This window comes from Enterocloster sp., from assembly GCF_057861365.1.
This window is the reverse complement of sequence record NZ_DBMACH010000005.1, coordinates 42278-65465: the sequence shown is the minus strand read 5'-3', so window position 1 is coordinate 65465 and position 23188 is coordinate 42278. Positions and strand designations below refer to the sequence as shown.

General features: G+C 49.4%; 17 protein-coding genes and 1 tRNA gene. 15 read left to right on the top strand and 3 right to left on the bottom strand.

The window, feature by feature from the left end:
• Nucleotides 1-12: 12 nt before the first annotated feature.
• A tRNA-Arg gene (locus ACZM6M_RS06970) sits at nt 13-86 on the top strand.
• Nucleotides 87-130: 44 nt separating this feature from the next.
• On the opposite strand, the gene ACZM6M_RS06965 is transcribed toward ACZM6M_RS06970, so the two are convergent.
• A complete protein-coding gene (locus ACZM6M_RS06965) occupies nt 131-592 on the bottom strand; it encodes a GTP pyrophosphokinase (protein WP_489490017.1) in 462 nt (153 codons plus the stop codon).
• 224 nt (nt 593-816) lie between these two features.
• Here ACZM6M_RS06965 and brnQ point away from each other — a divergent pair, with 224 nt between their 5' ends.
• The 3 genes from brnQ to glyA all read left to right on the top strand — a co-directional run bounded on the left by brnQ (nt 817) and on the right by glyA (nt 5309).
• A complete protein-coding gene (gene brnQ, locus ACZM6M_RS06960) occupies nt 817-2184 on the top strand; it encodes a branched-chain amino acid transport system II carrier protein (RefSeq protein WP_418926784.1) in 1368 nt (455 codons plus the stop codon).
• Between the two features lie 40 nt (nt 2185-2224).
• The gene (recJ, locus tag ACZM6M_RS06955; protein ID WP_418926785.1) at nt 2225-3949 is read left to right on the top strand and encodes a single-stranded-DNA-specific exonuclease RecJ; all 1725 of its coding nucleotides are present in this window, start codon (nt 2225-2227) and stop codon (nt 3947-3949) included.
• 109 nt (nt 3950-4058) lie between these two features.
• Nucleotides 4059-5309 carry a serine hydroxymethyltransferase gene (gene glyA, locus ACZM6M_RS06950; protein WP_337434308.1) on the top strand — a complete coding sequence of 417 codons (1251 nt, stop codon included), beginning with the start codon at nt 4059-4061 and terminating at the stop codon, nt 5307-5309.
• 73 nt (nt 5310-5382) lie between these two features.
• On the opposite strand, the gene ACZM6M_RS06945 is transcribed toward glyA, so the two are convergent.
• Nucleotides 5383-9657, bottom strand: a complete 4275-nt coding sequence (locus ACZM6M_RS06945; protein WP_489490014.1) for an acyl-CoA dehydratase activase-related protein — start codon at nt 9655-9657, stop codon at nt 5383-5385.
• 343 nt (nt 9658-10000) lie between these two features.
• On the opposite strand from ACZM6M_RS06945, the gene ACZM6M_RS06940 reads away from it, so the two are divergent.
• The 7 genes from ACZM6M_RS06940 (at nt 10001) to ACZM6M_RS06910 (ending at nt 16992) form a co-directional block, all read left to right on the top strand.
• Nucleotides 10001-10942 (top strand): magnesium transporter CorA family protein, encoded by a 942-nt coding sequence (locus ACZM6M_RS06940; protein ID WP_066544511.1) that lies wholly within the window; start codon nt 10001-10003, stop codon nt 10940-10942.
• Nucleotides 10943-10958: 16 nt separating this feature from the next.
• Entirely contained in the window at nt 10959-11813 is an 855-nt protein-coding gene (locus ACZM6M_RS06935; RefSeq protein ID WP_337434307.1) for a hypothetical protein, read from the top strand.
• 106 nt (nt 11814-11919) lie between these two features.
• On the top strand, nt 11920-13356 hold the full coding sequence (gene pyk / locus ACZM6M_RS06930) for a pyruvate kinase (protein WP_066544509.1): 1437 nt from the start codon (nt 11920-11922) through the stop codon (nt 13354-13356).
• Between the two features lie 115 nt (nt 13357-13471).
• Nucleotides 13472-14740 (top strand): diaminopimelate decarboxylase, encoded by a 1269-nt coding sequence (locus ACZM6M_RS06925; protein WP_337434306.1) that lies wholly within the window; start codon nt 13472-13474, stop codon nt 14738-14740.
• 12 nt (nt 14741-14752) lie between these two features.
• Complete coding sequence (proC, locus tag ACZM6M_RS06920; RefSeq protein WP_337434305.1) at nt 14753-15550, top strand: pyrroline-5-carboxylate reductase; 798 nt, start codon at nt 14753-14755, stop codon at nt 15548-15550.
• Between the two features lie 13 nt (nt 15551-15563).
• Nucleotides 15564-16145, top strand: coding sequence for an NUDIX hydrolase (locus ACZM6M_RS06915; protein ID WP_066544507.1), 582 nt, complete (start codon nt 15564-15566; stop codon nt 16143-16145).
• 235 nt (nt 16146-16380) lie between these two features.
• Nucleotides 16381-16992, top strand: a complete 612-nt coding sequence (locus ACZM6M_RS06910) for a hypothetical protein (protein WP_337434304.1) — start codon at nt 16381-16383, stop codon at nt 16990-16992.
• Nucleotides 16993-17003: 11 nt separating this feature from the next.
• On the opposite strand, the gene ACZM6M_RS06905 is transcribed toward ACZM6M_RS06910, so the two are convergent.
• A complete protein-coding gene (locus ACZM6M_RS06905; RefSeq protein WP_337933615.1) occupies nt 17004-18101 on the bottom strand; it encodes a ribonuclease H-like domain-containing protein in 1098 nt (365 codons plus the stop codon).
• Nucleotides 18102-18302: 201 nt separating this feature from the next.
• On the opposite strand from ACZM6M_RS06905, the gene ruvA reads away from it, so the two are divergent.
• From ruvA to ACZM6M_RS06885, 4 genes are all read left to right on the top strand, one after another.
• Nucleotides 18303-18926 carry a Holliday junction branch migration protein RuvA gene (gene ruvA, locus ACZM6M_RS06900; protein ID WP_337434327.1) on the top strand — a complete coding sequence of 208 codons (624 nt, stop codon included), beginning with the start codon at nt 18303-18305 and terminating at the stop codon, nt 18924-18926.
• Between the two features lie 43 nt (nt 18927-18969).
• Nucleotides 18970-19965 (top strand): Holliday junction branch migration DNA helicase RuvB, encoded by a 996-nt coding sequence (gene ruvB / locus ACZM6M_RS06895; protein WP_337434302.1) that lies wholly within the window; start codon nt 18970-18972, stop codon nt 19963-19965.
• 67 nt (nt 19966-20032) lie between these two features.
• Complete coding sequence (locus ACZM6M_RS06890; RefSeq protein ID WP_489490008.1) at nt 20033-20797, top strand: cell division protein ZapA; 765 nt, start codon at nt 20033-20035, stop codon at nt 20795-20797.
• Between the two features lie 132 nt (nt 20798-20929).
• Complete coding sequence (locus tag ACZM6M_RS06885) at nt 20930-23188, top strand: U32 family peptidase (RefSeq protein WP_337434300.1); 2259 nt, start codon at nt 20930-20932, stop codon at nt 23186-23188.

The window sequence follows — 23188 nt, the reverse complement described above, 5'->3', positions numbered from 1 at the left end:
GTAATGAAAGATGCGTCAGTAGCTCAGCTGGATAGAGCATACGGCTACGGACCGTAGTGTCGGGAGTTCGAATCTTCTCTGGCGCATGATAAAAACCTCGTAGGTGTTTTGCTTACGAGGTTTTTTGCAATTATTCTATCTTTTTCTTTACATCACTGTAGCCTTCCAGCTGTCGTTCGATTTCTTCCAAAATATCCGCATAAATTTTAAAATCCCGGCTCAGCTGTTCCCGGCCATGAGGATTCTTTTTGTAACAGATACGGTGTTCCATACTGGCCCAGAAGTCCATGGACATAGTGCGCAGCTGAACCTCTACGGGAAAATATTCCATTGTATCAAGGCAATAAACCGGGATTCCGGCGATATCTAACAGATAATCTCTGGCATTGGCAATGCTGTTTGTTTTTCCCGAGCGCTTAAGCTTTTCCTCAATACTGTCTTTTGACTTGATCCGGCTTTGGATGGTATGGACAGGCCCGCTTTCGGTATGGTTCCCATACAGGCTGTGATCCAGTATTTCCAGTCGGGAAATCAGGATTTTTCTGGCATACTCATAGGACTGGATCAGGCTGTAATACTGTTCATTGGTCATAATCTGGTGTTCCCTCACTTTAATGTAGTTCATATACCAGAATAGAATACGATTAAACTGTGACAGAATTGTGTAAAAACTGTGTAGGAATTTTACCTGCAGGAATTTTGCCGCAGTTGAAACCTGCCCCGGAATATGGTATGATGATAAGAAGCTCTGCAGATATTTTTGCAGGCAGCGGCGATAAAAAATGACGCAATCGGATACAGAACAGGTGGAGATTTATGACAATACAAAAGCTTTCCATCCAGAATCTGCTTCTGGTAGGATTTACTTTATTTTCGATGTTTTTCGGTGCGGGAAATCTGATCTTTCCTCCGGATCTGGCTGCACGGGCAGGCGCTCAGGTGATTCCGGCTATGGCCGGCTTTTTGATCAGCGCAGTGGGGCTTCCGGTTCTGGGAGTGGCTGCGGTGGCTGTTTCAGGAGGACTTGAAAAGCTGGCGGGAAAAGTGGGCGGGAGATTTTCGCTTTTATTTACTTTAACCGCGTATCTGGCGATCGGCCCCTTCCTGGCGATTCCCAGAACTGCAAGCACTTCCTTTGAGATGACGCTGCTTCCTGTTCTCAGCGGTGCGGGAGTCCAGCTGGGAGATTATCTGGGCCATACGGGCATGACGGTTCAGTTTTGGGCTCAGTTGGGATATTCCTTTGTGTTTTTTGCCATTGCCCTTCTTTTGTCCGTTCATCCGGAAACCCTTTCAGAACGTTTGGGCAAGGTGACCTGTCCGGCACTGTTGATCCTGATTGCAGTATTATTTACGGGAAGGCTGATCTGGCCCATGGAGGGAGTGGGCGAGACAGTGGCAGAATTTGCGGCAGGAGCTTCGGTGAGAGGCTTTATGGAAGGGTATCAGACCATGGATACGCTTGCGGCTTTAAATTTTGGCATTATCATTTCTCTTAATATAAGAAATAAGGGGATTTCCAGAGAGGATTCCGTAATCCGGGAAACGATAAAGGCCGGACTTATGGCGGGGATCCTTTTATCTCTGGTCTATGGTGCTTTGGCCTATATTGGAGGCCCTGTAGGACAGCAGGCGGGAGCAGGCACCAACGGAGCCAGAATCCTGACCTTTGTGGCCGGAGATCTTTTTGGCATTTCGGGAATGGTGATTTTGGGGATTATCTTTTTTATCGCCTGCCTGAATACCTGTGTGGGACTGATCTGCTGCTGCAGCCAGTTTTTTTCTACTCTGGCGCCATGCGTTGGATATCGGATATGGACGGTGGTTTTTGCAGTTATCAGCCTTTTGATTTCCAGCGCGGGACTGGACCGTATTTTGAAATATTCCGTTCCTGTTTTAAATGCCGTTTATCCGATCGCGATTGTTCTCATTGCTCTAGCTTTTATGGAGCGGTTTACAGGGCGCAGGATCTGGGTGTACCGTCTGTCGATCCTGTTTACGGCGGCGGTAAGCGTTGTCTGGACCATGGATCAGGCAGCTCTTGCGATTCCGGGCATAACGGAAGGTATGAGGCATCTTCCAGGCTATGCTCCCGGTCTTGGATGGCTGCTGCCGGCTGTGATTGGCGGGCTGCTTGGAAGGATGATTCCCGGAGGAAATGAAACGGGGGATGGGCAGGGGTAAGAAAAATCCCCAGAAATGACATAAGAGAAAGGACAGCAGGATGACAGGATCAATCTGGATGCTTCATGCAAAAAAAGCTGATTTTAACGCTCTGTCAGGACGGTTTCACATCAGTCCGGTGACAGCCAGAATTATACGAAACAGGGATATTGAAAGCGAAGCGGAATTTGACCGCTATCTGAATGGAAGCCTGGAGGATCTTTATTCCCCCGGGCTTTTGCCCGATATGGAGGAGGCGGTCCGACGGATCAGCAGGGCAGTACAGGAAAAACGGCGTCTGCGGATCGTGGGTGATTATGATATCGACGGCGTATGCTCCACTGCTATTTTATATAAGGGATTCAAACGGATTGGAGCCTGTGCGGATTATGTGATCCCGGAGCGGATCCGGGACGGCTACGGTATCAACGAGCATATCATTGAGGCTGCGGCAAAAGACGGGATACAGACTATTGTAACCTGTGACAACGGCATTGCCGCCATCAGCCAGATTGCCCTGGCAAAGGAGCTGGGGCTGGAGGTGATCATTACAGATCACCACGATATCCAGACCAATGAGGAAACAGGGGAAGACCTGATGCCTCCCGCAGATGTAATTGTAAATCCCAAGCGCAGGGATAGCCGGTATCCGTGGCCGGAGATCTGCGGAGCCATGGTGGCCTTTAAGCTTGTTGGCGCTCTCTATGAAGCATACGGCATCAGCCGTAAGGAATGGCTGGAATTTCTGGAGCTTGCTGCCATTGCTACGGTGGGAGATGTGATGAAGCTGAAGGATGAAAACAGGATTGTGGTAAAGGAGGGCTTAAAGCGTCTGGCTGTGACCGGAAATCCGGGCCTTAAAAGCCTGATTTATAAAAATGCGCTGGATCCGGCAAATATCAGTGCGTACCATATCGGTTTTGTCCTGGGGCCCTGTTTAAATGCCAGCGGACGGCTTCAGACGGCCAGACTGGCCATGGAGCTTTTGCTGTGCGAAGATACTGCAAGGGCGGATTCTATTGCAGAGGAATTAAAGGAATTAAACGACCGGAGAAAGGCTATGACGCAGGAGAATGTGGATGCGGCGGCGCTTCAGGTGGAAACAGAGCTTAAGGATGACAAGGTTTTAGTGGTCTTTCTGCCCGACTGCCATGAGTCCCTGGCTGGAATTGTAGCCGGACGGATCAGAGAGCGGTACAATAAGCCTGTTTTTGTCCTTACAAGGGCAGAAGGATGCGCCAAGGGATCCGGCCGTTCTATCGAGGCCTACCATATGTTCCATGCCCTGGTAGAGGTAAAGGATCTGCTGCTGAAATTCGGAGGCCATCCCATGGCGGCCGGTTTTTCACTGGAAGAAGCAGATGTAGGAGAATTCCGCAGACGGCTCAATGAAAATGCGGCAGATAAGCTTACGCCTGATGATTTTATCCCCAGAGTATGGATTGATGTGGCAATGCCCTTTGAATATATTTCAGAGGAGCTGATCTGCGATCTGGAACGGCTTGAGCCTTTTGGACAGGGCAATGAAAAGCCCCAGTTTGCTCAGAAGGCCATGGGGATACGAAGCGCCCGTGTAATGGGAAAAAACCGCAATGTAGTGCGTCTTTCCCTTGTAAATGAACGGGGCTTTTCCATGGATGGGATTGTGTTTGGGGATGGAGATGCCTTTATGGAGGAAATGGGTTCAAACCGTCAGATTGACATTATTTATTATCCCACTGTAAATGAATATAACGGAAACCGGAGCCTTCAGGTAGTGATAAAAGCATGGAAATTTAAGAATTGACAGTTATTTTGCAGACAAAACCGAAAATGTGTCCGTATCAGGGAGTATTGCATTTTATAATCAGATAGGTTATAATCGCAGAAAAGAGCGGAAAGGACGGTAGGCTGCAATGGTAAATACAGTTATGGATTTTATTACAGGCTATGACAAGGAAGTGGGCGAGGCGATTCAGGCGGAGTGCAGACGCCAGAGACAGAATCTGGAGCTGATCGCTTCTGAAAATATTGTTTCGGAGCCGGTAATGATGGCAATGGGAACAGTTCTTACAAATAAGTATGCGGAAGGATACTCAGGAAAGCGCTATTACGGCGGCTGCCAGTGTGTGGATGTAGTGGAGGATCTGGCAATCGAACGTGCAAAGAAGCTGTTTGGCTGTGATTACGCCAACGTACAGCCCCATTCCGGCGCACAGGCCAATATGGCGGTATTTGTAGCCATGTTAAAGCCGGGAGATACGGTTATGGGTATGAATTTGGATCACGGCGGCCATCTGACCCACGGAAGTCCTGTAAACTTTTCCGGCCTTTATTTTAATATTGTACCCTACGGCGTAGACGATCAGGGATTCATTGACTATGACGAGGTAGAGCGCAAGGCCAGGGAATCGAAGCCAAAGCTGATCGTGGCGGGAGCCAGTGCCTATGCAAGAACCATTGACTTTAAGCGCTTCCGTGAGATTGCGGACGAGGTAGGCGCCTATCTGATGGTGGATATGGCCCATATTGCAGGTTTAGTGGCAACGGGAGAGCATCCAAGCCCCATTCCATACGCAGACGTAGTGACTACTACCACCCATAAGACGCTCAGAGGTCCCAGAGGCGGCATGATCCTGGCAAATAAGGAGGCGGCAGAGAAGTTTAACTTCAATAAGGCCATTTTCCCGGGAACCCAGGGCGGTCCCTTAGAGCATGTGATCGCAGCCAAGGCAGTGTGTCTGGGCGAAGCCTTAAAGCCTGAATTTAAGGAATATGCCCATCAGGTTGTTTTAAATGCAAAGGCCCTTGCAGAGGCTCTTAAAAAGCAGGGCTTCAAACTTTTAACCGACGGTACGGACAATCATCTGATGCTGGTTGACCTGCGCGGTCTGGATATTTCCGGAAAAGAGCTTCAGAACCGCTGTGATGAGGTATGCATTACATTGAATAAAAATACCGTTCCCAATGATCCCAGAAGCCCCTTTGTTACCTCCGGCGTCCGCATCGGTACACCGGCTGTCACCACCAGAGGTTTAAAGGAAGAGGACATGGAAAAGATCGCAGAATGTATCTGGCTGACTGCAACGGATTTTGAAAATAAGAAAGAGTATATTAAGGCTGAGGTTGCAAAACTTTGCGATAAGTATCCGCTGTATGAAGGGTAAAATAAAAGATTAACATACAAAAGAAAAAGAGGATCCTGCCATATCCATCGGGTGCGGCAGATCCTCTTTAATTTTACACCTGAACCTTCGGTTCCATCTCTTTTTTCAGATTTTTATGCGCCGTTGCTAGCATAAGCTTGATGCGGTTTAACTGGTTGACCTCGCTGGCACCGGGATCGTAGTCTACGGCAATAATATTGGAGTCGGGATAATTCCTGCGAAGCTCTTTGATCACGCCCTTTCCTACGATATGGTTTGGCAGGCAGCCAAAGGGCTGGGTGCAGACGATGTTTTTCACGCCGCTGTGGATTAGCTCCAGCATTTCTCCTGTAAGGAACCATCCTTCTCCGGTCTGATTGCCCAGGGATACAAAGCCCTTTGCCATATCAGCCAGCTCATTGATGGCTGCGGGAGGTGCAAAATGTCTGCTTGCAGCCAGCTCTTTTCTGGCCGTCCGGCGGAAGTATTCCAAAAGGGCAATTCCCGCATTGCACAGCCGGGCAGTGGACTTCTTCTTGCCCAGATGCTCTGCCTTGAAATTGTTGTTGTAGAAGCAGTAAAGCAGGAAGTCCATCAGATCCGGCATCACGGCTTCCGCTCCTTCGGCTTCCAGAAGCTCTACGATATGGTTATTTGCCAGGGGAGAGAATTTGACAAGGATTTCTCCTACGATTCCTACCTTTGGCTTTTTGATATCCCTTCGCTCCAGACGGTCAAAATCGCGGATGATTCCCTTGATGTTCCGGCCAAACTCCATCATAGCTGCAGAGCGCTTGGACAGGGAGGCGATACAGCGTTTCTTCCATTTTTCATGGAGCGCATCTGCGCTTCCCGGAACTGCTTCATAAGGTCGGGTCGCGTAGAGAACCCGCATAAAGATATCGCCGTATACCACCGCCTGCATAGCCTTTGTAAGCAGAGGAAGGGTGATGGAAAAGCCCGGATTGGTTTCCATGCCGTTTGCATTGATGGAAACCACAGGAATCTGGCTCATGCCGGCTTTTTCAAGGGCACGGCGGATAAAGCCTATGTAGTTGGAGGCGCGGCATCCGCCTCCGGTCTGGGTCATAAAGATGGCTGTACGGTTTAAATCGTATTTTCCGGACAGAAGTGCATCCATGATCTGCCCAATGACGATGAGAGAGGGATAGCAGGCGTCGTTATTCACATAGCGAAGCCCCACATCTACTGCATTTTTATTGTGGTTCTGAAGGATTTCGATATTGTAGCCAAAGGCCCGGATCGCGGGCTCTACCAGATCAAAGTGGATGGGCGACATCTGGGGGCAGAGAAGGGTGTAGTCCTTCTTCATTTCCTTTGTAAATACCACGCGGTTATAGGCGCTGGAAATGATCTTGCGCTCATAATGGCGCTGGTCTCTTACACGGATGGCCGCAATGAGGGAGCGGATCCGGATGCGGGCAGAGCCAAGGTTATTCACCTCGTCGATTTTAAGCACAGTGTAAAGCTTTCCGGACCGTGTGAGGATGTCGGAAACCTGGTCTGTGGTAACGGCGTCCAGACCGCAGCCAAAGGAATTGAGCTGGATCAGATCCAGATTGTCCTGGGTTTTTACAAAGCTGGCTGCCGCATAGAGGCGGGAATGGTACATCCACTGGTCTGTTACCACTAAAGGCCGTTCTACCTTTCCCAGATGGGAAACAGAATCTTCCGTGAGCACCGCAAAGCCATAGGAGGTGATCACATCCGGGATTCCGTGGTGGATTTCCGGATCCACATGGTAGGGACGTCCTGCCAGAACAATGCCGCGCCTGCCGTGTTCCTTCATCCATTTCAGGGTTTCTTCGCCCTTTCTCTTGATATCCTCTCTGGAGGCGGTTAATTCCTGCCAGGCAGCATGGGCTGCCATACGGATCTCAGCCGCAGGGATCTGGAAAGAACTGGAAAACTCCTTTACCAGCGCATCTGTAAGGATTTTTTCGTTTGTAAATGCCATAAAGGGGTTCATAAAGCGAACCTGTTCCTCTTCCAGGGCTTCTACGTTATTTTTAATGTTTTCCGCATAGGAGGTGACCATGGGGCAGTTATAATGGTTTCCGGCCTCAGGGCTTTCGTTGCGTTCATAGGGGATGCAGGGATAGAAGATAAACTTCACACCCTGGCGGATGAGCCATGATACATGGCCGTGGACCAGCTTGGCAGGATAACACTCCGATTCGCTGGGAATGGATTCAATACCCAGCTCATAAATCTGCTTTGTGGACTGGGGAGAGAGGATCACATGGTAGCGCAGCTTACGGAAAAATACAGCCCAGAAGGGGAAATTTTCATACATATTTAAAACTCTGGGGATCCCTACGCAGCCCCGGTCTGCCTCATCCATGGGAAGGGGCTCATAGTCAAACATCCGGCGGTATTTATAGTCAAAAAGGTTCGGAATTTCCTTTTTGGCTTTTTCCATTCCAAGGCCACGTTCACAGCGGTTTCCGGAAATATACCGGCGGCTGCTTCCAAACTGGTTCACAGTCAGGACACAGTGGTTATTGCATCCCTTGCACCGGGCCATGGAGGTGGTATATTTTAAGGAAATGATCTTGTCTAAAGCCATAGTAGAGGTTTCTTTTTCACCGCCCAGGTGGTAGCGCTCTCTGGCGATCAGGGCTGCTCCGAAGGCGCCCATGATGCCTGCGATATCAGGACGGACAGCCCGGCAGCCGGAGATCCGCTCAAAGCTGCGGAGCACGGCGTCATTGTAGAAGGTTCCGCCCTGCACCACTACATGGCTTCCAAGATCAGAGGCATTTGTGATTTTGATTACCTTAAATAAAGCGTTTTTAATCACAGAGTAGGCCAGTCCGGCAGAGATATCTGCTACGGTCGCTCCCTCCTTCTGGGCCTGCTTTACATTGGAATTCATAAATACGGTGCAGCGTGTGCCAAGATCGATGGGATTTTTGGCAAAAAGTGCTTCCTTTGCAAAATCCGCTACACTGTAATTTAAGCTTTTGGCAAAGGTTTCGATGAAGGAACCGCAGCCGGAGGAGCAGGCCTCGTTTAGCTGTACGCTGTCTACGGTGCCGTCCTTGATGCGGATACACTTCATATCCTGGCCTCCGATATCCAGGATGCAGTCTACCTCAGGATCAAAGAAGGCGGCCGCATAGTAATGGGAAATGGTTTCCACTTCTCCCTCGTCCAGCAAAAAAGCGGCTTTTAACAGGGCTTCTCCATATCCCGTGGAGCAGGACCATGCGATTTTTGCCTTGTCTGTCATCTGCTCGTTTATCTCTCTGGCCGCCTGGATGGCTGCTGCAAGAGGGTTTCCGTTGTTATTTTCATAAAAACGGTATAAAAGGGAGCCGTCCTCGCCTACAAGGGCCACTTTTGTAGTGGTAGAGCCGGCATCAATACCCAGATAACAAAGCCCTTCATAGGAAGAAAGATCCGAGGATCTTACATGATTGTGAGCATGGTCTGCAAGAAAAGCATCATACTCTTCCTGGTTTTTAAAAAGAGGTTCCATGCGCTTTACCTCAAAATCCATCTGCACCCCGGAGGAAAGGGTTTTGATCAGATCCGCTATGGAAAGGGGCGTCTGATCTTCTTTAGGGTTCATAGCGGCGCCCACCGCAGCAAACAGGTGGGAGTGCTCCGGGGCAATGGTCTGCTCCGGCGTCAGGTGAAGGGTACGGACAAATGCCTTTCTCAGCTCCGGAAGGAAGTGGAGGGGACCGCCTAAAAATGCCACGTTTCCCCGGATAGGCTTGCCACAGGCCAGGCCGCTGATGGTCTGGTTTACCACTGCCTGGAAAATAGAAGCCGCCAGATCCTCATGGGTAGCGCCGTCATTGATCAGGGGCTGGATATCCGATTTGGCAAATACACCGCAGCGGGCTGCAATGGGGTAGATCGCCTGATAATTTTTGGCATATTCATTTAAGCCGGAGGCGTCCGTCTGAAGCAGGGAGGCCATCTGGTCGATGAAGGAGCCGGTGCCTCCCGCACAGATGCCATTCATGCGCTGATCGATTCCGCCGGTAAAATAAATGATCTTTGCGTCCTCACCGCCCAGCTCAATGGCTACGTCAGTCTGGGGCGCATAATCCTGAAGAGAGGAGGCAACGGCTACGACCTCCTGTACAAAGGGGATATGAAGATGGGAGGAGAGTGTCAGGCCGCCGGAGCCGGTGATCACAGGAATAACAAGAATATCTCCGGTCTGTGATACCGCTTTTTTTAAAAGCTTTGCCAGAGTTTCCTGAATATTGGCATAATGGCGTTCATAGTCGGAAAAAAGGATACGGTTTTCCTGATCCAGCACAGCCACCTTTACGGTGGTGGAGCCGATATCGACACCTAAACGGTAAGTTGTACTCATCTGATTCATAGATACGGGTTTTGACCCTGCCCTCCTTTGTAGTCTGATCCAGGACTCTTCTGTATGAAAGAGGCAGCCCCAAATAACATGGGCTGCACTGGTTTGGCGTATATTTTATAATAAAATTCGTATAAAAACTGTGACAAAAGCAACAGACAAAAATGTTCACGCTAAAGTGTAGCACAAATCCAAGGCAAATACAATCAGGGAAGAACGTTAAAAAAACGTTAATAAATTGTAGGATGTTTGTAAAAATTGCGTTTTATGTAAAATGGAGTTCTAATCCATTTGACAAAATCGTAGGCAGTCACTATAATTAGGGGGTAAAATTTCAGAATGGGGGAGAGTTCGCATGATACGGATTTTTAAAACCGAAGATGGTACGATTCATGAAAAGCAAGAGATGCAGCCCGGAAGCTGGATCGCTCTTACGAACCCTACCGCTTCTGAAATCATAGATGTAGCGGATGCCTGCCGCATTGATCCGGATCATTTAAAAGCGCCTCTGGATGAAGAAGAGCGTTCACGTATTGAGGCAGAGGATGAATACACTCTGATCCTGGTGGATATACCATCTATAGAGGAGCGAAACGGGAAAGACTGGTTTGTTACGATCCCTATGGCGATCATTACTACCAGGGATGTGCTGATCACGGTCTGCCTGGAGGAAACGCCCATTTTAAGCGCTTTTATGGACGGCAGGGTGAGAGATTTCCATACATTTATGAAAACCAGATTTATCCTGCAGATTCTTTATAAAAATGCCACTCAGTATCTGCAGTATTTGAGGATCATTGACAAGAAGAGCGAAGTGATCGAAAACAAACTTCATCAGGCTCAGAAAAATGAAGAGCTGATCGAGCTTTTGGAGCTGCAGAAATCGCTGGTATACTTTACCACGTCTCTCCGTTCCAATGAAGTGGTGCTGGAGCGTCTGTTAAAGCTTGACAAGATCAAGAAATATCCGGAGGATACAGATCTTTTGGAGGACGTTATCATTGAGAACAAGCAGGCCATGGAGATGACGAGTATTTATAATGGAATTTTAAGCGGTACTATGGATACCTTTGCTTCCGTTATTTCCAACAACCTGAATATTGTTATGAAGTTTTTGGCCACAGTGACCATTGTCCTGTCCATCCCGACTATGGTGGCGAGCTTTTACGGCATGAATGTGCTGCCAAAGGGGATGCCCTTTGCAGACAGCCCCTATGGATTCTGGATCGTCCTGGGATTTGCAGTGGCCCTGTCCTTAATTGTGGCGTATATTTTTAATAAGAAGGATCTGTTTTGAAATGAGGGGATTTTAAATGAATCATTTTGTAAATAATGCAAAGCGCAGTCTGAGGCGTATGATGGGAGGCAGTATCATTGACATCGTATGCGGCCTGCAGATCCTGGGCGTTGTGACCTATCTGCTTTCTCCGGAGCTTTTTGGCTATCTGATCCTGAATCCTGCGCTGGTTGTCCGGGGACAGATCTGGAGAATTGTAACGTTTCTTGCATATCCGCCGGCAGTTACGGGCGGAGATGCGATCAGCTTTGTTATTTTCAATGCCATTGGCATTTACTGTGTCCGGCTTTTTGGATTGCTGGTAGAGCAGGTCTGGGGACGGTTTAAGTTTAACTGTTATATTATATCCGGCGTACTGCTTCATGCGGCTGTTTCCGTGCTGATCTACCTGATCACAGGTATGCCTCTGCCGCTGTTCCCAAATTATCTGGTGTACTCATTCTTCTTTGTGTTCGCACTGATGTTTCCGGATATGCAGGTGCTTTTTATGATGCTTATTCCCTTAAAGTCCAGCTGGATTGCCGTATTTGAAGGGGTAATGTATATCTATTCTTTTGTGAGAGGCAGCCTGATCGACCGGATAGAGATTCTGTTAAGCATCGCTCTTATGGGTATCTTTTTTGGATGGCTTACCTTTGGAAAAAAAGGCCCGGTTTATCAGAAAAAGCGTTCCAGAGAGTTCCAGAAAAAGACGGAGAAGATCCGGGTGGTGAAAAATACCCACCGCTGTGCAGTCTGCGGACGCACCTCAGAGGACAGCCCTGGGATGGAATTCCGCTACTGTTCCAAATGCGAAGGCAGTTATGAGTACTGCATGGATCATTTATACACGCACAAACATGTCAAAAAAGGAGAAAAACCTGAGGAATAGTCCGGGTTTTGCTTCTTTCCATAAATTCCCGGAAGCAGCTTCCCCACATATTAAAGCCTGCGCCGGATCGCTTTACACAACTTACGTTTAATAATGGAGGATTAAAATGAAAAAGACAAAGATCATCTGTACCATGGGTCCCAATACCAATGACAAGAATGTTATGCTGGGGCTGGCAAAGAATGGCATGGACGTTGCCCGCTTTAACTTTTCTCATGGTGATTATGCAGAGCATCTGGGACGTCTGGAAATCTTAAAGGAAGTGCGCAAGGAACTGGATATTCCGGTTGCAGCCCTTCTGGATACAAAGGGACCGGAGATCCGTACCGGCATTTTAAAGGACGGAAAGAAGGTCACTTTAAAAGAGGGACAGATCTATACGCTGACTACCAGAGAAATCGTTGGCGATGATACCATCGGCCATATCAATTACAGCGGCTTAAATGAGGACGTTTCTGCAGGAAACACCATTCTGATCGATGACGGCCTGATCGAGTTAAAGGTAAATGAGGTAAATGATACAGATATCGTATGTACCGTTGTAAACGGCGGCGAGCTTGGCGAGAGAAAGGGCGTAAATGTTCCTAACGTAAGCATCAAGCTTCCGGCTCTGACTGAGAAGGATAAGGAAGATATCCGTTTCGGCATCAAGCAGGGCTTTGATTTTATTGCAGCTTCCTTTGTCCGCACGGCAGACTGCATCCGGGAGATCAAGGCTATGCTGGATGAGGCAGGCTCTTCCATAAAGGTAATTGCAAAGATTGAGAATGCAGAGGGAATTGAGAATCTGGATGAGATTATCGCTGAGGCTGACGGCATCATGGTTGCCCGCGGCGACATGGGTGTTGAGATCCCGGCTCAGAAGGTTCCAAATATTCAGAAGATGATCATCCGCAAGTGTAATGTGGCCTGCAAGACTGTTATTACTGCAACCCAGATGCTGGATTCCATGATCCGTAACCCAAGACCGACCCGTGCAGAGGTAACAGACGTTGCAAACGCTGTGTATGACGGTACAGACGCCGTGATGCTTTCCGGCGAGACTGCCATGGGTAAGTATCCGGTTGAGGCGTTAAAGATGATGAGTTCCATTGTTGAGGAGACAGAAAGCTATCTGGATTACACTGCATACCGCCAGCGTAAGGTAAGCGCAGAGAACATGAAGAACGTTTCTAACGCTGTATGCTGCGCTTCTGTTTCCACTGCCCATGATATCGGCGCTGATTATATCATTGTTCCAAGTATTACAGGCTTTACCTCTATGATGCTCTCCAAGTGGAAGCCGGCTGCCCGTATCCTGGGAATGTCCCCAAGTATGTCTACTGTACGTCAGATGCAGCTTCAGTGGGGCGTAACTCCCGTATGGTCCCGCCGCGCAGATTCTACCGATGAGCTGATCGAAAATTCCATTGAGGAGCTTAAGGAAAAGAATTTCGTGGAAAGCGGAAAGCTGGCTGTACTGACTGCCGGTGTGGTAAGCTATGCGAGACGCCATGAGGAGGCTGCCCAGACCAACATCATGCGTGTGGTAGAAATTAACTAAAAATTGAACTGGACAAAGAAGTCTGCCCGGGAGTACAATGTTTGGCAAGGACATTGTGCTTTCAGACAGACTTTTTACAGTTTTGGAGCAAAGCGGACGAAGGAGGAAATTTGCTGTGGAGAAGAAACCATTTGTTACAAAAGAGCAGTTGGAGGAGATTACAAAGACGTATCCAACGCCGTTTCACCTGTATGATGAAAAAGGGATCAGGGAAAATGCCAGACAGTTAAAGGAGGCATTTTCATGGAATAAGGGATATAAGGAATACTTTGCGGTAAAGGCTACGCCTAATCCCTTTATTTTAAATATTTTAAAGGAGTATGGCTGCGGTACGGACTGCTCCTCCATGACAGAGCTTATGATGTCAAAGGCCTGCGGTTTTTCCGGAAACGACATCATGTTTTCTTCCAATGATACGCCTCTGGAGGAATTTGCCTATGCTGCAAAGCTGGGGGCGATCATCAATCTGGATGATATTACCCATATTGAGTGTGTGGAGCAGACGCTGGGGTATATTCCTGAGACCATCAGCTGCCGCTTTAATCCCGGCGGTGTTTTTAAGATCAGCAATGATATTATGGATAATCCTGGCGATTCCAAGTACGGTATGACAACGGAACAGATATTTGAGGCATTTAAGATCTTAAAGGCCAAGGGAGCAAAGAATTTCGGCATTCATGCCTTTTTGGCAAGCAACACGGTGACAAATGAGTATTACCCCATGCTGGCAAAGATCCTGTTTGAGCTAGCAGTCCGCCTCCATGAGGAAACGGGGGCTCATATTTCCTTTATCAATCTTTCCGGAGGTATCGGCATCCCTTACCGTCCGGATCAGGAGCCTAATGATATCCGCGCCATCGGCGAAGGGGTGCGGCAGGTCTATGAGGAGGTTTTGGTGCCTGCGGGTATGGGTGATGTAGCGCTGTGCACAGAGCTGGGCCGTTTTATGCTGGGCCCCTATGGCTGTCTGGTTACAAAGGCCATCCATGAGAAGCATACCCATAAAGAGTATGTGGGTGTAGACGCCTGTGCGGTAAACCTGATGCGTCCCGCCATGTACGGCGCCTACCATCATATTACGGTGATGGGAAAGGAAAATGCACCCTGTGACCATATGTATGATATAGTGGGTTCCCTGTGCGAAAATAATGATAAATTTGCCATTGACCGGATGCTGCCTGAGATTGAAAAGGGTGATCTGCTGGTGATCCATGATACTGGAGCCCACGGTTTTGCCATGGGATATAATTACAATGGAAAATTAAGATCATCAGAGCTTCTTTTAAAAGAAGACGGCTCGGCAGAAATGATCAGGAGGGCAGAGACGCCAAAGGATTACTTCGCTACCTTTGATTTTTGTAACATACTAAAGGATGCAGAATAAGGAGGTCTTAAAATGGCTGAGATCGGTTTTATCGGAATGGGAAATATGGGCCTGGCGATCCTGCACGGTCTTTTAAAGACCTGTGAGCCGGGAAGATTTATTTTTACGGCAGCTCATGCAGAAAAGATGGCTGCGGTTACAGAAGCTACCGGCGTGCCTCATGCAGAGTCCAACCGGGCCTGCGCGCAGAGCTGCAAATATCTGATCCTTGCGGTTAAGCCCCAGTATTTTGATGTAGTATTTGATGAGATCCGCGAGGTATTAGAGGAGAATCAGGTGGTGATCTCCTTGGCTCCGGGACAGACCATTTCCAGTTTAAAGGAGCGGCTGGGAGATGAGATCCGTGTGGTGCGGGCCATGCCAAATACTCCGGCTATGCTGGGAGCGGGAATGACGGGGATCGCCTTTGGCACTGATCCATTTACAGAGGAGGAAAAGGAGCAGATCTGCGCGGTCTTTAAAAGCTGTGGCGGCGTGGAGCTGATAGAGGAGAGCCAGATGGAGGCTGTGGGCTGCGTCAGCGGCTGCTCTCCGGCCTTTGTATACATGTTTATCGAGGCACTGGCAGACAGCGGCGTGAAATATGGGCTTCCCCGTAAAACAGCCTGTGAAATGGCAGCCCAGACCGTTCTTGGAAGCGCGAAAATGGTACTGGAAACGGGAAAGCATCCGGGGCAGTTAAAGGATGAGGTCTGCTCTCCGGGCGGAACCACCATTGCGGGAGTATCTGCTCTGGAAGAATTTGGATTTCGCAATGCAGTGATCAAAGCGGCAGACGCCTGCTATGAAAAAAGCCAGAAAATGAAATAGGGGAGGAAAAAACATGGCACAGAAACCAGAAAATGAAGGAATGCCGGTGATCCGTCTGGATCGGCAGCTAAAATATCAGGGAAATATTTTAAAGATTTACGAGGATACGGTTCTTGCCAACGGCCATGAGGCCCATTGGGACTATATCCACCATGACGGAGCTGCGGCAGTGCTGCCGGTAACGGATGAAGGAAAAATCCTCATGGTGCGCCAGTACAGAAACGCACTGGATCGTTTTACTCTGGAGATCCCGGCAGGAAAGCTGGATGATCCCAAAGAACCCAAAATTGAGTGTGCGTACCGGGAACTGGAGGAGGAAACGGGCTTTAAGACAGAAAAACTGGAATATCTGATCAGTGTTAATACTACGGTAGCCTTCTGCGATGAGGCCATTGATATTTTTGTTGCCCACAATCTGGTGCCAAGCCATCAGCATCTGGATGAGGATGAGGTCATAGAAGTAGAGGCCTGGGAGCTTAAGGATTTAGAGGAGCTGATCTTTACGGGAAAAATCACAGACGGAAAGACCATTGCCGCCATTATGGCTTACGGACGTAAGTACCGGAGTGTGGATAAGAAGGACGAGTTTGTATAAAACAGAAGGGTGAGCAGGATGGAAGAACGTGCGCCGGGAATTTATGAAGTGAAACTGTACAGCACGGGAGCCGGTGTGGATGAAATTCGTATTTTCCTGTCTGGAATACCTCTATGATGAGGACTTTGCCTTAAGAGAGAACCGAAACGGAATCCTGTACTGGGAGACTCCCTGATACATACGGATCCCTCCGGCCGCATACACCTGTTTTAAGGGGAAACAGGGAGAAACGGGAATGAAGATCAGAGGGAAAAAAATGGCGCTGGCAGCCAGAACGGTGACAGCTTTCAGACAGCGGCGTTTTTCCTATGAGGACTGGCTTATATTCTGCTTTGGAGCCGGGATTATAGGGGGAACAGCCGTTGTGCTTTTATTTGGAGAAGGAGCACTGGGAAGGGGCTTGCTTGCAGGAGAAGGCAGGGAGGACCTCTGGGGGAAGGGGATGATTTCCTGCCTGACAGAGACATTGAAAGATGGGGGGCTGGAACAGGCAATGAAGGAAGCCGGCGTTGTGAGTCTGCTGGCAAAGCGGCTGCTTCAGATGACTGCAGGATGGGTGGCAGGTCTAACGATCTGCAGCCCCTTCTTTTTTTGCTGCATTACCTGCTGGGGCGGAATGTGCCTTTCCGGGGCCTTGGCTTTTCTCACATTGGAAAAGGGCGTCTGGGGACTTCCAGTGTTTCTCTGGCTTTTGTTTCCACAGGGGGTGATTTATGGGATTACCTGGGCAGTCCTTGCAGGCTGGGCCGGAGGACGGGAACACCGTCTTCATCTGGCAGCTTTTTTTCTTCTACTTCTTTTTACCGCAGCCGGAGCTCTGTTAGAGGGGATTTTTCATCACCCGTAATGTTTTCAGCCCTACTGTTCCAAAAGCCAGCAAAAGAGCTGACTGAAGTAGGTATCTGCGGCCTGGGGCTGTGAAAACAGCGAGTCATCATAAAGCACATAGGTGAGAGGGGACTTGTAATCCTCCCGGAAGGAAGGTTCCTTAAAGGGGCCAAACTGAGGGAGGAACAGGCCCTCTTTTTTTGTGTAGCAGGTTCGGGCAGTGGCCTTTTTCCGGGCAGACCGATCTACATACTCCCCTACGCTTTTATGGACGGCTGTGTCTTCAAAGGGGAGATAGTAGTAATCCTTATAATCGGGATAAAAATATTTAAGGCAGCCGCGGCAGAGGCGGATGGTGCAGACGGCTTTATTTTCATATAGCTCCAGACTCACCGGACCGGAAGAATATTCCAGCGGAACGGGAACAGAAACAGAGCCGGTACCCATAAGATGCAGAAGGGGCGTGTCCGTGGGCTCTGTACAGTCACCCTCCCATAATTCAGGAGCCTGAGGGAAAAGAGGGGATGAAAAGAAATCTGCATAGCTTAAAATGGGAAGGATAGCGGGCATTCCCTTTAAATCATCCTCATTGTGAAGGATCAGCAGATCATAGAGCGATTTTTCATGGGTGTGCAGATAATCGCGGTAGACCTCAATTAACTGTCCTCCAGTGTACTTATCCTCACGGGAAATGCCTAAAAACTGCTCAATGGCCTTCTGCTTCATGCTTTCTAATCCCAGAAGCTTCCGGTAAGGACGGATTTTTTTGTAGATATCCATACTTTCCATGCCCTCAAAGCTGTGGGAAAGCCCCAGCCTGCGGCAGCATTTTTCCAGATAGGGAATGTCAAACCGGTCGCCGTTAAAGTGGATCAGGGTTTTAAAACGTTTTATAAAGACAAAGAATGCATCTAAAAGTTCTGATTCCGCCTGTCTGGTATCTGCAAACCACTGGATCAGCTTCCAGCCAAAGCCGTCATGGTACACGCAGCCGATCAGGTAGAGCTGGGAAGTGTCTCCGGAAAATCCGGTTGTTTCAATATCGAAGAAAAGCAGCTGTTCTTTTGGCCCGATCCGGTCCAGGGGATAGGTCTCCGGAAAATCAATGGGATGCTTAATGGTGATCATGGTGTTCCTTTCTGATATAGTTACTGAGGACAGTTTAGCGGAAAATAGGGAAATATGCAAGCATCTGTCAAAGGTGTATTTTAAAAACAGAAAATACGTTCGATACACCACTTGCATTGCGTGTGGCGGTATGTTATGATGAAGGTCAGAAATAAAAGCTGCCGGGAGCGGCAGAACGCACAGAGAAAAGGAACTGGATCGATGATATCATATATAAAAGGAACCCTGGAAGCAGTGGAAGAGGACATGATCATAGTGGAGACAGGAGGCATTGGCTATGGGATCCGTGTGCCTTTGTCCCTCTTAGAAGAGCTTCCGTCTCTGGGCTCTCCGGTGACTATTCATACGTATTTTCAGGTCCGTGAGGATTCCATGACACTTTATGGCTTTCTTAACCGGCAGGACAGAGAGATGTTTAAGCAGCTTATCAGCGTAAACGGCATCGGCCCCAGAGGCGCTCTGGGGATTTTGTCTGTTATGCGGCCCGACGACCTGCGGACGGCTATTGTAAGCGGCGACGCCAAGGCCATTTCCAGGGCACCCGGTATCGGCCCCAAAACGGCCCAGAGGCTGATTTTGGATTTAAAGGATAAGGTGGATCTGGAAGAGGTGATTTCCGGCTTTGGGGGCGGAAACGGCAGTGCAGTCCGGACCGAGGAACTTTCCGGGCTGGCATCAGCTGCAAAAGAAGCTGTGGAGGCCCTTACGGCCCTTGGCTATACGGGGGCAGAGGCTTCCAGGGCGGTAAAGCGCGTGGAAATGACAGAGGGAATGAATTCAGAGGATGTGCTTAAGGCTTCTTTAAAATTTCTGACCTTTCTGTAAGGGAAGAACTTAAAGGAAATAATTGGAAAATGATGAGGGACTTATGGAACGCAGGATCATAACAACAGAGGCAACAGAGGAGGATGTGCGTATTGAGACTACGCTGCGTCCTCAGTGCCTTGAGGACTATATTGGGCAGGAGAAGATCAAATCCACTCTGAAAATCTATATTGAGGCAGCCAAATCCAGAGGGGAAGCGCTGGATCATGTGCTGTTTTACGGCCCCCCTGGCCTTGGAAAGACCACCCTTTCCGGGATTATTGCAAATGAGATGGGAACGAAGATGAAGGTAACCAGCGGCCCGGCCATTGAAAAGCCTGGGGAGATGGCTGCGATCTTAAATAACCTTCAGGAGGGGGATGTGCTCTTTGTGGATGAGATCCACCGTTTAAACCGTCAGGTGGAGGAGGTACTTTATCCAGCCATGGAGGACTTTGCCATAGATATTATGCTGGGAAAGGATTCTTCGGCCCGCTCCATCCGTCTGGAGCTGCCCCATTTTACTCTGGTGGGCGCTACTACCAGAGCCGGCCTTCTTACGGCTCCTTTAAGAGACCGGTTCGGAGTGGTTCAGCGTCTGGAATTTTATACGCCCCAGGAGCTTAAGACCATTATCATACATTCCGCAGGGGTGCTGGGAGTGGAGATCGATCCGGAAGGGGCATTAGAGCTTGCCAGACGGTCCAGAGGTACGCCCAGACTGGCAAACCGCCTTTTAAAAAGGGTAAGAGACTTCGCTCAGGTAAAATATGACGGAGCGATCACGAAAGAAGTGACGGATTTTGCTCTGGATATCATGGATGTGGACAAGCTGGGACTGGATCAGAATGACAGAAATATCCTGCTTATGATCATTGAGAAGTTTTCCGGCGGCCCTGTAGGGCTTGATACGCTGGCTGCGGCTCTGGGGGAAGACGCCGGAACCTTAGAGGATGTGTATGAACCCTATCTTCTGATGAACGGCCTGATCAACCGCACGCCCAGAGGAAGGATGGCCACAGAGAGCGCTTATCGTCATTTGGGCTTGGAAATGGGATGAAAATGTGGTAAGCTTCTGTTAGAGGGAAAGAACGTTTCCCCGGATCAGACAGGAGAATGAGTGAAGTATGGAAACAAAGAATTATACACAGGTTTTAATCGACGGAAAAATATATACTCTGGGCGGAAGCGAGGACGAGGCTTATCTTCAGCGGACGGCCAGCTATGTAAATGAAAAGAATATGCAGCTGCGCGGGATTCCGGGTTTCTCCAAGCAGAGTGCGGATTATCAGCAGGTTATGATCCAGTTAAATATTGCAGACGATTATTTTAAGGCGCTGGATCATTCGGAACAGATGGAAGAGGAACGCAACCGGATGGAAAAGGAGAGCTACAGCTTAAAGCATGAGCTGGTAAGCACTCAGATGAAGCTGGAAGCTGTGCTTAAGGATCTGGAGGAGCGCCAGGTGCAGCTGGAGGAGACGGCTTCACATTTAGCGAAGCTGGAACGGGAAAACAGAAATCTTACCCGCCAGAATGAAAGGCTGTCTCAGGAGCGGGCTGAGGCAGTGACAGAGGCGGAGCAGATGAAAGCCCTTATGCTTCATCAGGAGAACGAACTCCGGGCAGTGGGAGAAGCGGCTGCTTCTGAGGAAGAGCCTGAGGTTGAGGAAGAGCCTGAGGTTGGGGAAGAGCCTGTTTTGGAGGAAGAACCTGAGGTTGGAAAAGAGACAGGAGAAGAGGAAGCGGCAGAGGTTTCGAATGAAGAAGCGGAGGTTTCTGAACCGGCGGCTGCTCCTGAAGAAGAGGTTCGGCCTGTTTCCGATGAAGAACTGGCAAGAAGAGCGCTTCAGGCAGCCAGAAAGGCAGGCTTTCACAGAGGCCGCAGATAGAAGGATACAAAAAAGACAGCATCGGGGGATGTCTCATGGATTCGTATGGGGCATCCTTTCGTTATCCCTGAAGAGAACGGGGGAGAAATGTGGTTTTGGATCCGTTAAAAGACCAGGAAAGGCGGAAATAACATGAAAGAGAAAAAAAGAGCAGAGCTGCTTGCTCCGGCAGGCTCCTTTGCAAGCTTAAAGGCAGCAGTGGCGGCGGGCGCTGACGCTGTATATATGGGAGGAGCGCGGTTTGGAGCCAGAGCCTATGCTCAAAATGCGGATCAGGATGAGATGATCGCAGCCATAGAATACGCTCATCTCCATGGCTGCCGCCTTTATATGACCGTAAATACGCTCTTTAAGGAGAATGAGCTGGGAGAATTATATGAGTATCTGCTTCCCTATTATAAAGCCGGACTGGACGGTGTGATCGTTCAGGACCTGGGAGCCCTGTCCTTTATTCGGGAGCATTTTCCGGGAATAGAACTTCACGCCAGCACCCAGATGACCATTACCAGTGTTTACGGGGCAAAGGAGCTGAAGCGTCTGGGCTGCTGCCGGGTAGTGCCGGCCAGAGAGGTATCCTTAGAGGAGATCCGCCGGATCTATGATGAGACGGGAATGGATATTGAAACCTTTGTCCACGGGGCGCTGTGCTACTGCTATTCCGGACAGTGCCTTATGAGCAGCCTGATCGGGGGCAGAAGCGGAAACAGGGGCCGGTGTGCCCAGCCCTGCCGTCTTCCCTACCGGGTATATGGGCAGGAAAACGGAACAGCTGTCAATAAAGAGGATCAGAAGTGTGTCCTCAGCATGAAGGATCTGTGCACGCTGGATATTTTGCCCCAGATTCTGGAAGCAGGTGTATTTTCACTGAAGATTGAAGGAAGGATGAAGAGCCCCAGATATACGGCCGGGGTAGTGCGGATTTACCGGAAGTATCTGGACCGGTATCTGGAATACGGTTCAGAAGGGTATTATGTGGAGCCGGAGGATAAGAAAGAGCTTCTGGATCTGTTTGACCGGGGAGGCTTTACCTCCGGCTACTACACCAGACATAATGGCCGCGACATGATCGCTTTAAAGGAAAAGCCGGAATTTCGGGAAACGAACAAAGAACTCTTTGACTTTCTGGACCGGGAATATGTGGAAACAGAGAAGAAAGAGCCTGTGGAGGGGTATGCATATCTGGCGGAGGGACTTCCGTCCGTGCTTACGCTGACCTGCGGGGATATTTCTGTGACGGTTTCCGGACAGGAGCCTCAGGCTGCGAAAAACCAGCCAATGACCAGAGAAAAGGTGATCCGCCAGCTGGGGAAAACAGGGGCTACGGCTTTTGAATTTACAGAGCTTGAGGCAGAGGTATGCGGAGCGCTGTTTCTTCCCATTCAGGCATTAAATGAACTGCGCAGAGAGGGCTTTGAGGCGCTTACAGAGGCGATCCACAATCAGTGGAGAAGAAAGGCGCCGGAGGCGGGAGAAGTTCAGAACGGTGCAGATTCCGGTGAGAAAAGCAGCCGGGCGGCTGGATGCGCCGGGCCTGTCCCGGATGAGAGTGCAGGTAAAAGACCGATGTATCTTACGGTATCCGCAGAAACCGGGGATCAGCTGTCTGCAGCGCTTGCCGTGCCGGAGGTCAGGAGGATCTGTCTGGATGCTTCATCCTTTCAGCCGGAGCGCTGGGCAGAATTTGTACAGCTGATCCATCAGGCCGGAAAGGAGTGTTATCTTACCCTCCCGCACATTTTCAGAACCCATGCCATAGGATTTTTCCGAACATACCGTTCCTGTCTGGAGCAGGCAGGTTTTGACGGCCTTTTAATCCGTGCCTTTGAAGAAATACAGTGGATGAGAGAGGAGCAGATTTCCCTTTCTGCTTCCTTTGACGCCTCCGTCTATGCATGGAACCATGGGGCAGTACACACACTGAAGGAGGAGCAGGCTGCTTTTATCACTGCGCCATGGGAACTGAACAGCAGAGAGCTGGAGCCTGTTTTTGAGGCCTGCCGCAGAGAGGGGCTTCCGGCAGAGCTGATTGTTTATGGCCGGGCGCCCATGATGGTATCGGCCCAGTGCATTACAAAGACCGTAAAAGGCTGCAGTAAATGTCCCTCTCTTTTGTGGATGAAGGACAGAACCGGAGCACGGCTGCCGGTTCAGAATCACTGTGCGTTCTGTTATAATACGATTTTAAATCCTCTTCCCGTGTCCCTTCACGGCTGCGCAGATTCTGTAAAGCGTCTGGCTCCTGAGGGACTGCGCCTGTGCTTTACAATAGAAACAGGGGAGGAGACAAAGGCAGTATTAAATGCCTTTGCAGCAGAGTTTATCAGAGGAGAAAATGCAGAGCCTCCATTTACAGAATTTACCAGAGGCCATTTCAGGCGGGGAGTAGAATAG

Coding starts and splice junctions, on each gene's coding strand:
- proC (WP_337434305.1), top strand. CDS start 14,753: ATGGCTGAGATCGGTTTTATCGGAATGGGAAATATGGGCCTGGCGATC.
- ACZM6M_RS06890 (WP_489490008.1), top strand. CDS start 20,033: ATGGAAACAAAGAATTATACACAGGTTTTAATCGACGGAAAAATATAT.
- ACZM6M_RS06965 (WP_489490017.1), bottom strand. CDS start 592: ATGACCAATGAACAGTATTACAGCCTGATCCAGTCCTATGAGTATGCC.
- ACZM6M_RS06910 (WP_337434304.1), top strand. CDS start 16,381: ATGAAGATCAGAGGGAAAAAAATGGCGCTGGCAGCCAGAACGGTGACA.
- pyk (WP_066544509.1), top strand. CDS start 11,920: ATGAAAAAGACAAAGATCATCTGTACCATGGGTCCCAATACCAATGAC.
- ACZM6M_RS06935 (WP_337434307.1), top strand. CDS start 10,959: ATGAATCATTTTGTAAATAATGCAAAGCGCAGTCTGAGGCGTATGATG.
- ACZM6M_RS06885 (WP_337434300.1), top strand. CDS start 20,930: ATGAAAGAGAAAAAAAGAGCAGAGCTGCTTGCTCCGGCAGGCTCCTTT.
- ACZM6M_RS06940 (WP_066544511.1), top strand. CDS start 10,001: ATGATACGGATTTTTAAAACCGAAGATGGTACGATTCATGAAAAGCAA.
- glyA (WP_337434308.1), top strand. CDS start 4,059: ATGGTAAATACAGTTATGGATTTTATTACAGGCTATGACAAGGAAGTG.
- ACZM6M_RS06915 (WP_066544507.1), top strand. CDS start 15,564: ATGGCACAGAAACCAGAAAATGAAGGAATGCCGGTGATCCGTCTGGAT.
- recJ (WP_418926785.1), top strand. CDS start 2,225: ATGACAGGATCAATCTGGATGCTTCATGCAAAAAAAGCTGATTTTAAC.
- ruvB (WP_337434302.1), top strand. CDS start 18,970: ATGGAACGCAGGATCATAACAACAGAGGCAACAGAGGAGGATGTGCGT.
- ACZM6M_RS06905 (WP_337933615.1), bottom strand. CDS start 18,101: ATGATCACCATTAAGCATCCCATTGATTTTCCGGAGACCTATCCCCTG.
- ruvA (WP_337434327.1), top strand. CDS start 18,303: ATGATATCATATATAAAAGGAACCCTGGAAGCAGTGGAAGAGGACATG.
- ACZM6M_RS06945 (WP_489490014.1), bottom strand. CDS start 9,657: ATGAATCAGATGAGTACAACTTACCGTTTAGGTGTCGATATCGGCTCC.
- brnQ (WP_418926784.1), top strand. CDS start 817: ATGACAATACAAAAGCTTTCCATCCAGAATCTGCTTCTGGTAGGATTT.